Genomic DNA, 13,105 nt, shown 5'->3' on the forward strand with positions numbered 1-13,105 from the left:
GGATGCCATGAAACGATTAGCTCTGATGTTACTGGCGCTCGGCATGAACGTGCAGGCGGCAACGCTGACCTTAAATGACGCCCGGACGCAGGGGCGCGTGGGGGAAACCCTGAGCGGTTATCTTGCGCCAATCAAACAGGATGCGGAAACCCTGGCGCTGGTCAATCGCATTAACGCCGCGCGCACGGAAAGCTATCAGAAGCTGGCTGACAGCAACAATCTGCCGGTGGATGAAGTGGCGAAAATGGCAGGGCAAAAGCTGGTTGCCCGCGCCCAGCCGGGCGAGTACGTGAAAGGCATCAACGGGAAATGGCTGAAGAAGTAGTTAGCGAAAGCGCTTACGATATTCGCCAGGCGAGACGCCAAAACGTTGCTTAAAAGCGGTTGAAAAATGGCTGTGGTCGGAAAAGCCCCAGCTGTAGCCAATGCCCGCCAGCTTTTCATCATCGCTGGCGGAGCGCAACACTTGTGCGCACAGGTCGAGACGGCGGTTTTTAATGTACTGGGCGACCACCAGCCCCTTATCAGCAAACATGCGGTAGAGGCTTCGCACCGACATCCCGCTCTGTGCAGCAATCCATTCCGGTCGCAGTGATTCAGACTGAATATGATCGTCAATCAATGACAGCACATTGCGGAACAGGCGTTCTTTACGTGGCTGAGCCACGTCGCGCTGCTGGAACGCGGGGCGAAGCAGACAGATCATCGCTTCCAGCGCCGCTTCACTCTCCCGGTCACTCAGATCGGCATTCCCCATACTTTCCATCAGCAGGTGGTGGCTTAACTGAACGGTGGGCAGCGTGCGCGAAAGGGTGAGCGCGCAGCTTACCTCCTGAAAACGACACTGTTGCTCAATAATCTGGCGCGGAACCAGCAGCGAAATCTGGCGGGATTTTTCATGCCAGGCAATGGAGCACGGGCGGGAAGCATCAAGCAGCGTGATATCGCCGGTCTTCAGCACCGCGCGGCGGTCGTCCTGTTCAATCTCCGCGCTGCCTTCCAGCTGAAATACGGTGTAGAACCAGGCATCGTTACTGTCGTTAATCTCATGGCGGGATCGGAACAGGTTAACGCCACCTGCGGTTACGGTGCTTAACTTCAGGCTACGGGCATAGCTGGTTTCCAGCTCGCCGACGAATTCCCCCTCCAGCGGACGCGCATTAAAACGCCCGCAGACCTGGTTAATTTGTGCCAGCCACTGTTGATACTGTTCCTCTTCGCTTGCACACGCCATCGCTTATCTCGCTGCACCGTCAATGTTTTTGCATTGTTGCATTTGTGTTGCATTTTGTCAGAGCTATGAGGCTGACTATAGGAAAGAACACTCACCGGTAACAGCGTTATAAGACGGAATTATCACGATTTGCGGAGCCTGTCACAGGTGGCAAAGCGAATGTCACAGAGACAAAAGCGAGAATCCAAAACCCCTCTTAGACTGCATTAACACCCTGCGAATAAAAACGAAGGAGTACCCTATGTCTGAATCTCAGGTAGCCGTTCAGCCTGCCGTACAGCATTTTTTAGACCGACATCATGGCCTGTGGATTGAAGGGCGTCAGGCCGCGTCGGACAGTGAAAAGCGGCTCAATGTCTATAACCCGGCAACGGGCGACGTCATCGCCTCCACCGCCGATGCCAGCGTTGATGATGTCGACCGCGCCGTGATGTCCGGCTGGCGTGCGTTTGTTGCCCGTAGCTGGGCCGGAAAATTACCGGCAGAGCGTGAGCGTATCCTGCTGCATTTCGCCGATCTGGTTGAGCAGCACAGCGAAGAGCTGGCCCAGCTTGAGACGCTGGAGCAGGGGAAATCCATTCATATCTCCCGCGCCTTTGAAGTGGGCTGCACCCTGAACTGGATGCGCTATACCGCAGGGCTTACCACGAAAATTGCCGGTAAAACCCTCGACCTCTCCATCCCCTTACCGCAGGGGGCCCGCTATCAGGCGTGGACGCGCAAAGAGCCGGTTGGCGTGGTGGCCGGGATTGTGCCGTGGAACTTCCCGCTGATGATCGGGATGTGGAAAGTCATGCCTGCGCTGGCGGCGGGGTGTTCCATCATCATTAAGCCTTCAGAAACCACGCCGCTCACCATGCTGCGCGTGGCGGAACTGGCAAGTGAAGCGGGCATCCCCGACGGGGTGTTTAACGTGGTCACGGGAAGCGGTGCGGTGTGCGGTGCCGCGCTGACCTCACATCCGCATATTGCCAAAGTGAGCTTTACTGGCTCAACGGCGACAGGCAAGCAAATTGCCCGCGCGGCGGCGGACACGCTCACGGGGGTGACGCTGGAGCTGGGGGGTAAAAACCCGGCTATTGTGCTGAAAGATGCTGACCCGGCCTGGGTAATTGAAGGCCTGATGACCGGCAGCTTCCTGAACCAGGGGCAGGTTTGTGCGGCGAGCTCCCGTATCTATATTGAAGCGCCGCTGTTTGACACGCTGGTTAGCGGGTTTGAGCAGGCGGTGAAATCCCTGAGCGTCGGGCCGGGCATGTCGCCGGAGGCGTTCATCAACCCGCTGGTCTCCCGCGCGCACTGCGATAAAGTGCAGACCTTCCTCGACGAGGCAAAATCGCGCAATGCGGAGTTGATCACCGGTAACCGGGGGCCGGATGGCAACGGTTATTACGTGTCGCCGACGCTGGTGGTGAACCCGGATGCCGCGCTGCGACTCACCCGCGAAGAAGTGTTCGGCCCGGTGGTCAACCTGGTGCGCGTCGCGGATGGCGAAGAAGCGCTGGCGCTGGCCAACGACACCGAATACGGGCTGACGGCCAGCGTCTGGACGCAAAATATCAGCAAGGCGCTGGAATACACCGACCGGCTGCAGGCGGGGACCGTCTGGGTGAACAGCCATACCCTGATCGACGCCAACCTGCCGTTTGGTGGCATGAAGCAGTCCGGCACTGGGCGCGATTTCGGCCCGGACTGGCTGGATGGCTGGTGTGAAACCAAATCGGTATGTGTACGGTATTAAAACAAAGCGTGTCGGGCTGGCGCAACGGCCACCCGACACGGCTATCGTGACCAGCGGTCCCGTCCGGCCGCTTTCGCCCGGTACAGCGCCTCATCGGCGCGGGCGATAATCTCCGTCCCCGCCAGACCCTCTGCCATTCCTGCAATGCCCATGCTTACGGTGACGTGATCGCTGACTTTTGAGGCATCGTGCGCTATCGCTTCCGCGCGCAGGCCGTCCTGAATACGCATGGCAACTTTTTCGGCTGTGTTTTCCGGGCAATCAAAGAGGATCACCACAAACTCTTCACCGCCGTAGCGAGACACGACATCATCAGGTGTTCGCACCGACTGCCGGAGCACCTGCGCCACGCGGGTCAAACATTCGTCACCGGCCTGATGACCATAGGTGTCGTTGTAAAGTTTGAAATAATCTATATCCAGCATAATCAGCGAGAAGGATTTTTTCTGCTCAACGGCATTCTCCAGCACCACTTCCATCTTGCGACGGTTGGCGGTCTGGGTTAACGGATCCTGATGCGCCAGCGCTTCCAGCCGCGAAATCAACAGCTGGTTTTGCTGGTTACGTCGCCAGGCCTCATCAAACCAGCTTATCAGGATGAAACGCCCGCAGAGCAAAATCAGCGTAAAGACGGTCCAGACGGCGGCAAAGTGAAGGTTGACACCATCATTGAGTACCCAGCTTGCGACCGGTAGCGTGACCCAGAGCGGGATCACGAAGGCGAGTAACCCACGGGGGTAAAAGTAGAGCGCCGTCAACCCGGCGAGTAACAGAATCGCGCACAGGGGCCAGACGTGAGGCAGCAACAGATCGGTGATAAACCAGAAACAGGATATCGACCAGATGACGCTACAGAAAAAGAGCACCACGCTGATGCCGGCAATACGTCGCCAGGCCATGATGATTAACGCAGCTGACAGAATAATAATGCCGAACATCGAGGCATCGATAAACTTCAGCAGAGGCAGCGACCGGAGGTAGAGGGGGTCGTCGGGTTTAAGCGAGACGTGGCGCAGCAGGATCATCACGGCGAAGCTGATGTTGACGAATGCCAGCCACGGCAGGTTCATCGCCAGCCCGTGCATAACCATCGCCTGACGCGTCGGCCAGGCAGCCCGCTCTGGCGTCGTTTTTTTTCTTTTTTCCATAAATGCTCTTTACCCTTTCCTGGGAGCAAGTGAAGCAGGAACGGGCGGAAGGACCGGACCGCCCGTCTGTTTTGCACCGTTACGGTGTCACAATATTAAACCAGAAATCGAACTTATCCATATAGCCAAGCATAGCGTCCAGTTTGGCACTGTCGCCGCTGATCTTGATATCGCCACTGTCCTGCGCCTGTTTGAGCGTGACTTCTTTCAGGATAATTTTATTCAGGGTATCACGGTTCAGGGTAAGCGTAGCGTCAGCGTCTTTCGCTTCGGCATTTGCCGTGTGGTTCAGCACGCCGTTTTCCAGTTCAAGTTTGTATTTGCCGCCATCACTGCCCAGATCGATGTTAAACACCGATTTGGCATCGCCGGCTTTTTGGCCATTGATATGAACGGCAAGGTAGTCGAAGAACATCTCTGGCGTCATCGCCCGCACGGTATCCGGGCTGGCGGTGTTCGGGGTCGGGCCTTTCACCACGCCGTTACGCAGCTCTTGCGCGCCGGTCAGGTAGAAGTTGCGCCACGGGCCGGATTCCGCCTGATAACCCAGCTGTTCCAGCGCATCTGCTTCCAGATTACGCGCGGCCTGATTGTTCGGGTCGGCAAACACCACTTTACTCACGACCTGCGCCACCCAGCGATAGTTGCCCTGATCAAAGTCAGTTTTCGCTTTGTTCAGAATGGCCTCCGCGCCGCCCATATACTCAACGAATTTCTTCGCAGCCTCTTCAGGAGGCAGTTCATCCAGCGTGGCGGGATTACCGTCGAACCAGCCCAGATAGAGCACATAGGTGGCTTTAACGTCATGACTGACAGAACCGTAGTAACCGCGGTTAGCCCAGGTATGGGCGAGGGAATCCGGGAGTTTAAAATTAGCGGCGATTTCATCACGCGTCAGGCCTTCATTCGCCATGCGTAACGTCTGGTCGTTGATGTAACGGTAGAGGTCGCGCTGGCTCTTCAGCAGTGTGACGACATTATCATTGCCCCAGGTTGGCCAGTGATGCTGTGCCATGATGATGTCGGCTTTATCGCCCCAGCGCACAATCGCCTGGTTAATATATTTTGACCAGGGCAGCGGTTCACGAATTTTTGCGCCGCGCAGCGAGTAGGTGTTATGCAGCGTATGGGTCACATCCTCTGCGGATTCAATGATTTTTTTCTCTTCGATAAACCAGAGCATCTCTGAAGGCGCTTCAGAGCCGGGGGCCAGCATAAAATCGTAGGTCAGCCCGTCAATGACCTCTTTTTGTCCGTCTTTTTCAATGATGTTGGTCGGCGCGATAAGGGTGACGGTACCGGCGGACGTGGTCGTCCCCAGACCCGCACCCACTTGTCCTTTTGCATCAGGCTTCAGCAGGTTGCCATACATATAACTGGCGCGACGACTCATAACGTTGCCCGCCATGATATTTTCCGCAACCGCCGCCTCCATAAATCCGGAAGGGGCATAAACTTTTACCTTGCCAGCCTTCACGTCTGCTTCATCAACCACACCCCGCACACCGCCATAGTGGTCAACATGACTGTGGGTATAAATCACCGCCACGACCGGTTTTTGGCCGCGATTTTTGTAATAAAGATCCATGCCGACTTTGGCGGTTTCTGCCGAGACCAGCGGGTCAACGACGGTAATCCCTTCTTTGCCTTCGATGATGGTCATATTTGACAGATCGAGATTGCGGATCTGATATACCCCTTCGGTAACTTCAAACAGACCGCTGATATTAATCAGCTGGGATTGACGCCATAAACTGGGGTTTACCGAATCCGGCGATTTATCACCTTCTTTAATAAATGAATACTGTTGGGGATCCCAGATGACATTGCCTTGTTCGCCTTTGATAACGTCCTGAGGAAGTGGAGCGATAAATCCTTTATGGGCATTGGTAAAATCAGTGTTATCGGAGAAAGGAAGCTGGTTAAAAAGGGCATTGTTGGCTTGTTGTGTTGCGGCAGACGCGTCCTTTGGTGCTTCCGCCGCATAAGAGGGACTGTTGGACATGATCATTCCAGCCAGCACGAAACTTCTGACAATCAGATTCAATTTCATTTAAAACCTCTCAGAGAAAGTACTACGTCGTTTGTGAAAACTTCGCGTCCTGGCTGAAAATGTTTCAAAAGATGCAATCGGAATGAGTGGAGTAAAATAACTATAATCAGGATGAGATATTCAGCAAATAAACGAATAAAAAACCGGGCATTACGCCCGGTCTGTTTTTATTTCTGCGCGTCTTTTTTCCTGCCGAGTGTCGGCGTTTCGTCGAAGAAGTTCCACGGTTTGAGCAGGGTATGCACCCATTCCGTTGGCATGATTGGCCACTCTTCGGCGCGGGCGACGTGGGTTGTGCCGGTGGTCATCCAGACGACGTCATCCTGATCGTTTAGCGACTCGTTATCTTTGCTGTATTTGCCAAGCCCCGTATCGTGGGTTGAGCGGTTTGGGAATTTGCCCTCCGGGTACATCTCATCCGGATGGTAACGCGTCACCCACAGCTGTTTATCCATAAAGCTCAGGCGGTGATAGATCCACTCGTCCGGGGCGAACTTCGCGCCGGTCGCCACCGGGTGCGTCCCCCCGGCGTAAGGGATTATCTGATACGAAATTGGGTTCCCCATGCGGTTCTCTTTGCTGGTGTTGCTCAGCAGACGAATGGTGCCCGGGTCAAATTTCTGCGCCGCCTGCTGCTCGGTATCAATAGCGTACTGATTGATCTGCATGGTGCTGGTTCGCGGGCCGCCGGCGGGGTTCGGTTTCACCTGTGGATCCATTGCCACCAGCGTGTTGTTGATGCCATCCACATCCATATCGAGACGGAAGTTATAGATGTGCTGGTGGGTGGTCCCGACGATGTTGTGATCAATTAATGTGCCGTATCGGGTATCGTCTTTGGCAGTAGGGTCATGCATCGTTTTCGCCTGTACGCCTTTCACCGCCTCAATCCCCGTTGCACCGGCATCAATCCCGATGGTGCCATTTTCGTGGAATACCCAGTCGAAAATATAGTCGTAGTTGCCAACGGTGCTTACCCAGCGAACCACCAGCTCGCGCCGCTCGGTACTGACGTTAGGCTGACCCATCTCCTGGTGTTTATATTCCGGTCCTGCGTAGCGTTCAAAAATGGCGATGGCGCGGGGGATCTCCATCGGCGCACCGGTATAATCGGCAATGGTTTCATTGAGCATCACGGCGTTGGACGGCACGTCTTTGCCGCGCACCAGCGGAGAGGTCAGGGTGCCCATGCCGTAGTCGCCGGAATCCAGATAGGCTTTGAAGTACCAGCCCACGTCAGGGTCACCGTAAGGGACGATCATCCCGCCCAGGGAGCCCTGATACATAATCTGGCGTTTTTTGCCGTTGTCATTGTAGGTGACGGTAGAAATCATTGGGCCCACGCGGGAATCCAGACTCAGATGGAAATCCCAGTTCTGCCAGTGAATCATATCGCCGGTGATGGTGTAGTTTTTGCCCTCCGGCTCAATGATGTCGAGCGGCTTTTTCGGCGTGTTAATGCGGTCACGTCCATCATACGGACGCGGCGTCATCGGCACCGGCACAACGGCACCTTCTTCAATCTTCTGGATCTTCTTCTGCTCAAGGTCGACCACTGCCACCAGGTTCTCAATCGGGTGCGCCCAGTAGTTGCCGTCGCCCACGTCCAGATAGCTCACCACTTTCAGCAGCCGGTCTTCCTGTTTCAGGCCATCTTTGCCATCGAAATAGCCGACGGTCAGTGGCGTGGTGATCACTTTCTTCGTATCGGTAATGCCGCGCTTTTTCAGAACCTCGGCAAACTCAGCACTCTCGTTGATGATCTGCTGAACGGTCGCAAAATCATCCAGCAGCACCATGCCGTGGGCATCTTTAACGGCGTCCCAGCGCAGGATCTTTTTAGCCTTCAGGTCCACCAGACTTTCAATAACGTGTTTACCGTCCAGCATGGTGATGTTCGCCTGGCGGGGAGAGTCCACCGCCGTGCCGTTGAGCACAAAGTCCCACACTTTGGCTTTCTCGGGTTCGGCCAGGGCTATCTGGGTGAAGCGGGTGTTCGGTTTAAAATCCGCAGAGCCTTTCACAATCTCCACGGCTTGCTTAATTTCGTCAGCCGTTAGCGCGTTTAACGGGTGAGGGCGTTTTTCAACCTGGAAGGTCTGGTCGAGACCCGACTGGAAAACGTCGTTGATGAAGGTCTCGGAGATGAACGCTTTTTTGCCTTTCATGACCACCGGCACCTGCAACGTGAGGGTTTTGCCGTTCACAATAGCGGTTTTCGCGCCGGGCTTGACCTTCACATATGCCCCGTCCTTCGCAAGGGTAAACATCTGTGCGTAATCATCCCACTGCACATCGGCGCCAAACGCCTGCAGCGTTTTGTCCATCGGAACCATATGCGCCTCACTGCCGTGTGCGAAAACAGGTGATTGCCAGGCGCAACACAGCGCAACGGCCATAGCCAGTGCCGTTCTACGGGCAGAAAAAGAAGAATTGCTTCCCATCGTAGACCTCATCTTGTTGTGTTTATTGTGTTGTGACAGCCTTATCCTGACAGGCGCCCGAGAAAAGCGTTTGCCTGCATCTGCCAGGTTATTTGTTAGTCTTGCCAGGTTAAAAAAAGACCGGGGCAATATCACACCCCGGTCAATGTGCGAGAGAGGAACGTGTCAGAAGTCGCCGTGCTGGCGCGCCACCAGCGTCAGGATGGAGTAGAGCGCGACCGCCTGCTGGTGCTGGTTAAAGATCTCAACGGCCCATTCGACCACGCCGGTCGGCTTCTCATCGGCGGTCCGTTGTTTCTTCAGCGTTTTACGTTTACAGGTGAGGCGCACCTGAATGGTATCGCCCGGCTTAACCGGTTCGATAAAGCGCAGGTTTTCCATGCCGTAGTTGGCAATCACCGGCCCAACGCCGGCATCAACAAACAGACCCGCCGCGGCAGAGATCAGGAAGTAACCGTGCACCACCCGTTCGCCAAAGATGGATTCTGCCGCGCCGATTTTGTCCATATGGGCGTAGAAGTGATCGCCGCTCAGGCAGGCAAAGTTAACGATATCGGCTTCCGTCAGGGTGCGGCGCGGGGTCAGCAGACTGTCGCCCGGCTGCAGTTCTTCAAAGTATTTCCGGAACGGATGAACGCGATCTTCCTGAACCGCAGCACCCCGTACCCACTGTTTGCCGATGGCGGCAAGCATGGTCGGGCTGCCCTGAATGGCGGTGCGCTGCAGATAGTGCTTCACCGCACGCAGTCCTCCCAGCTCTTCACCGCCACCTGCGCGGCCAGGACCGCCGTGCACCAGCTGCGGCAGCGGAGAGCCGTGTCCGGTGGACTCCCTGGCGGATTCGGCGTTAAGGATCTGAATTCGTCCGTGCGCCCGCGCCGCGCCGGCAATAAACTGGCGGGCGATAGCCGGGTCGGCGGTGACCAGCGTACCGGCCAGACTCCCGCCACCCGCCCGTGCCAGCTGCATCGCGTGGTCTGAATTGCGGGAGGGCATCAGCGTGGCGACCGGGCCGAAGGCTTCGGTGCAATGCACGGCGGGGGTTTCATCTGGCTGTGGGCAGAAAAGCAGCGTCGGCGGAAAGAATGCCCCCGCAGCCTGCAGATCGGCTTTTCCGCCGAGTCTGACCTGGCAACCCGCCGCAATCAACAGATCGACTTTCTCCTGCACGTCCGCGCGTTGCTCGCCGTTCACCAGCGCACCCATCTTCACCCCGTCCTCTGCCGGGTCGCCGACGACCACGTTTTGCAGCCGCGCGATCAGCGCCTGGCTGACGGCATCCATCCGATCCTGAGGCACAATTATGCGGCGGATGGCGGTACATTTTTGCCCTGCCTTGGCGGTCATTTCGCGTACCACTTCGCGAATAAACAGTGCGAATTCTGGCTGTTCCGGCGTCACATCCTCCCCCAGAACGCAGCAGTTGAGGGAGTCGGCTTCCATGGTAAATGGAATGGAATTCGCCACGATATTCGGGTGAATGCGCAGGCTCTGGCCGGTGCTGGCGGAGCCGGTAAAGGTCACCACATCCTGGCTGTCGAGATGATTCAGCAGATCGCCCGCGCCGCCGCAGACAAGACTGATAGCGCCGTCCGGCACCAGACCGCTCTCCACAATCGCTTTCACCATCGCCTGCGCGACCTGCGCGGTGGCGGTGGCGGGTTTGATAATGGCAGGCATCCCCGCAAGCCAGGTAGGCGCCAGTTTTTCCAGCATTCCCCAGCACGGGAAATTAAAGGCGTTGATATGGACCGCCACGCCCGATTTTGACGTCAGTACGTGACGCGCAGCAAAGCCGCCTTCCTTCGACAACGGGATCAGCTCATCTTCCGGCCAGAGTGTGTCATCAGGCAGCTCGCGGCTCCCCAGGCTGGCATAGGTGAACAGCGTCCCGATCCCACCCTCAATATCCACCCAGCTGTCCGCTCGGGTCGCCCCGGTCTGGGCAGACAGGGCATAGAACATCTCTTTCTCACTAAGCAGATGTTTCGCCACCGCCTTCAGCATGGCGGCCCGGTCGATAAAGGTCATGGCGCGCAGGGCTTCGCCGCCACGCGCGATCGCATAGCGACGTGCATCCGCCATGTCCAGCCCTTCGCTGGTCACGGACCACAGCGCTTCGCCACTGATAGCGTGATGGATAGTACGTTCGCGGCCCCGGCCAGACTGCCAGGCACCGGACAAGAAGCTGGCTAACTGCTGCATCGCTTATCTCCAAGTGTTACGTGATTTCACTATCAATAGTTTAATTATGAATCATAAAAAGCAAGCTGAGTTTTAATGAATTGTTAACATTGTGATCCAGCATAATGAAGCAGATGGCCGTAAGCCCCGTCGTGCAGGCCTTGTGCAAAAAGCCTTGCGAGCACCATCACAAAATGGGGAAACATTTCTTGGGGTTATATTTAACCTTTGTGTAACTTTTAAGAAATGAAGTGATTCAGTATTTCACTTTAAGTGGTAAATAATCGAATCATAAAGGTGATGACGTGACGCAAGAACAACGCTTTGAGCAGCGCATAGCGCAGGAGACGGCGATTGAGCCTCAGGACTGGATGCCTGATGCCTATCGTAAGACGTTGATCCGCCAGATTGGTCAGCACGCGCACTCCGAAATTGTCGGCATGCTGCCGGAAGGAAACTGGATCACCCGCGCGCCGACGCTGCGCCGCAAAGCGATCCTGCTGGCGAAAGTGCAGGACGAAGCCGGGCACGGTTTGTACCTCTACAGCGCGGCCGAGACGCTGGGCTGCGCGCGGGAAGACATCTACCAGAAGATGCTCGACGGCAAGATGAAATACTCATCCATCTTCAACTACCCGACCCTGAGCTGGGCGGATATCGGGGTGATCGGCTGGCTGGTGGACGGTGCGGCGATCGTCAACCAGGTGGCGCTGTGCCGTACCTCATATGGCCCCTATGCCCGCGCGATGGTGAAAATCTGTAAAGAAGAGAGTTTCCACCAGCGTCAGGGCTTTGAAGCCTGTATGGCGCTTGCGCAGGGGAGTGACGCCCAACGCCAGATGCTGCAGGACGCCATTAACCGCTTCTGGTGGCCCGCTCTGATGATGTTCGGCCCAAACGATGACAACTCGCCGAACAGCGCCCGCAGCCTCGCATGGAAAATCAAACGCTTCGGCAATGATGAACTTCGCCAGCGCTTTGTCGACAACACGGTTCCGCAGGTAGAAATGCTGGGCATGACGGTCCCGGATCCTGACCTGCGTTTTGACGAAGAGAGCGGTCACTACCGCTTTGGCGAGATCGACTGGCACGAGTTTGATGAGGTCATTAACGGGCGCGGTATCTGTAACCACGAACGTCTGGCTGCCAAACGTAAAGCCTGGGAAGACGGGGCGTGGGTGCGTGAAGCCGCACTGGCGCACGCGGAAAAACAACACGCCCGCAAAGTGGCTTAAGAGGAAACACGATGAGCAATGTCTACTGGCCGCTGTACGAAGTGTTCGTACGCAGCAAACAAGGGTTGTCCCACCGTCATGTGGGAAGTCTTCATGCCGCCGACGATCGCATGGCGCTGGAAAATGCGCGTGATGCCTATACCCGTCGCAGTGAAGGCTGCTCTATCTGGGTGGTGAAGGCGAGCGAGATTGTCGCCTCTCAGCCGGAAGAGAGCGGCGAGTTCTTCGACCCGGCGGAAAGTAAGGTTTACCGCCATCCTACGTTTTACACCATCCCTGATGGCATCGAGCACATGTGAGGTCAGGGATGAAAACATTATCCGCATATGCCCTGCGTCTGGGCGACAACGGTCTGGTGCTCTCCCAGCGTCTGGGCGCCTGGTGTGGTCACGCGCCGGAGCTGGAAATCGATCTCGCGCTCGCCAACATCGGCCTCGACTTGCTGGGGCAGGCGCGCAATTTCCTGACCTATGCCGCAGAGCTGGAAGGTCAGGGCGATGAAGACACCCTGGCGTTTGGGCGTGATGAGCGCCAGTTTCACAACGTGTTGCTGGTGGAACAGCCTAACGGCAGTTTCGCCGACACGCTCGCGCGCCAGTACTTTATGGATGCCTGGAACGTAGCGCTGTATGAACGCCTGACCCACAGCAGCGACAGCCAGCTTGCCGCCATCGCCGCGAAAGCCATTAAAGAGGCGCGCTACCACCTGCGCTTCAGTCGTGGCTGGCTGGTGCGTCTGGGCGACGGAACGGAAATATCTTCACAGCGTATGCAGCAGGCGGTCGACACCCTGTGGCGGTTTACGGCCGAGCTGTTTGAAGCCGATGACGTCGAGCTGGCGTTGATTGCCTCCGGCGTCGCGGTTGATCCGCGCGAGCTTCGTCAGCCGTGGGAGCAGGAAGTGTTTTCCGGTTTGCAGGAGGCCACCCTGAGCGTGCCGTCGGAAGTGGCGTATCGCACGGGGGGCAAGCGCGGGCTGCATACCGAACATCTCGGCCCAATGCTGGCAGAAATGCAGTATCTCCAGCGTGCCCATCCGGGTCAGCAGTGGTAAGTACGGAGGTGA

10 protein-coding genes are annotated in these 13,105 nt (G+C 56.6%); 5 read left to right on the forward strand and 5 right to left on the reverse strand.

The features are described from left to right. The first annotated feature begins 7 nt into the window (after window positions 1-7). Entirely contained in the window at window positions 8-325 is a 318-nt protein-coding gene (locus tag BJP35_RS15415; RefSeq protein ID WP_014169919.1) for a YdbL family protein, read from the forward strand. Here BJP35_RS15415 and feaR read toward each other — a convergent pair whose 3' ends face one another. Next, on the reverse strand, window positions 326-1,234 hold the full coding sequence (gene feaR / locus BJP35_RS15420; RefSeq protein ID WP_014169920.1) for a transcriptional regulator FeaR: 909 nt from the start codon (window positions 1,232-1,234) through the stop codon (window positions 326-328). A gap of 241 nt (window positions 1,235-1,475) precedes the next feature. Here feaR and BJP35_RS15425 point away from each other — a divergent pair, with 241 nt between their 5' ends. Next, window positions 1,476-2,975: an aldehyde dehydrogenase family protein gene (locus BJP35_RS15425; RefSeq protein WP_047744586.1), complete on the forward strand. Its 1,500-nt coding sequence runs from the start codon at window positions 1,476-1,478 to the stop codon at window positions 2,973-2,975. A gap of 41 nt (window positions 2,976-3,016) precedes the next feature. Here BJP35_RS15425 and BJP35_RS15430 read toward each other — a convergent pair whose 3' ends face one another. From BJP35_RS15430 to paaZ, 4 genes are all read right to left on the reverse strand, one after another. Then, window positions 3,017-4,123 (reverse strand): GGDEF domain-containing protein, encoded by a 1,107-nt coding sequence (locus BJP35_RS15430; protein WP_047744587.1) that lies wholly within the window; start codon window positions 4,121-4,123, stop codon window positions 3,017-3,019. A gap of 79 nt (window positions 4,124-4,202) precedes the next feature. Continuing rightward, window positions 4,203-6,176 carry an alkyl/aryl-sulfatase gene (locus BJP35_RS15435; protein WP_047744588.1) on the reverse strand — a complete coding sequence of 658 codons (1,974 nt, stop codon included), beginning with the start codon at window positions 6,174-6,176 and terminating at the stop codon, window positions 4,203-4,205. A gap of 167 nt (window positions 6,177-6,343) precedes the next feature. Continuing rightward, complete coding sequence (tynA, locus tag BJP35_RS15440) at window positions 6,344-8,620, reverse strand: primary-amine oxidase (RefSeq protein ID WP_047744589.1); 2,277 nt, start codon at window positions 8,618-8,620, stop codon at window positions 6,344-6,346. A 165-nt stretch (window positions 8,621-8,785) separates the two neighbouring features. Further along, window positions 8,786-10,825, reverse strand: coding sequence for a phenylacetic acid degradation bifunctional protein PaaZ (gene paaZ / locus BJP35_RS15445; RefSeq protein ID WP_047744590.1), 2,040 nt, complete (start codon window positions 10,823-10,825; stop codon window positions 8,786-8,788). Between the two features lie 284 nt (window positions 10,826-11,109). On the opposite strand from paaZ, the gene paaA reads away from it, so the two are divergent. Genes paaA through paaC form a run of 3 tightly spaced genes read left to right on the forward strand, consistent with a single transcriptional unit; the run spans window position 11,110 to window position 13,093 of the window. Further along, complete coding sequence (gene paaA, locus BJP35_RS15450) at window positions 11,110-12,039, forward strand: 1,2-phenylacetyl-CoA epoxidase subunit PaaA (RefSeq protein WP_014169925.1); 930 nt, start codon at window positions 11,110-11,112, stop codon at window positions 12,037-12,039. A gap of 11 nt (window positions 12,040-12,050) precedes the next feature. Beyond that, window positions 12,051-12,338, forward strand: coding sequence for a 1,2-phenylacetyl-CoA epoxidase subunit PaaB (gene paaB / locus BJP35_RS15455; RefSeq protein WP_003857353.1), 288 nt, complete (start codon window positions 12,051-12,053; stop codon window positions 12,336-12,338). 8 nt (window positions 12,339-12,346) lie between these two features. Continuing rightward, entirely contained in the window at window positions 12,347-13,093 is a 747-nt protein-coding gene (gene paaC / locus BJP35_RS15460; protein ID WP_047744591.1) for a 1,2-phenylacetyl-CoA epoxidase subunit PaaC, read from the forward strand. Window positions 13,094-13,105 lie beyond the last annotated feature (12 nt).

The sequence above is a fragment of the Enterobacter sp. J49 genome (genome assembly GCF_002148625.1).
GTDB lineage: Bacteria > Pseudomonadota > Gammaproteobacteria > Enterobacterales > Enterobacteriaceae > Enterobacter > Enterobacter ludwigii.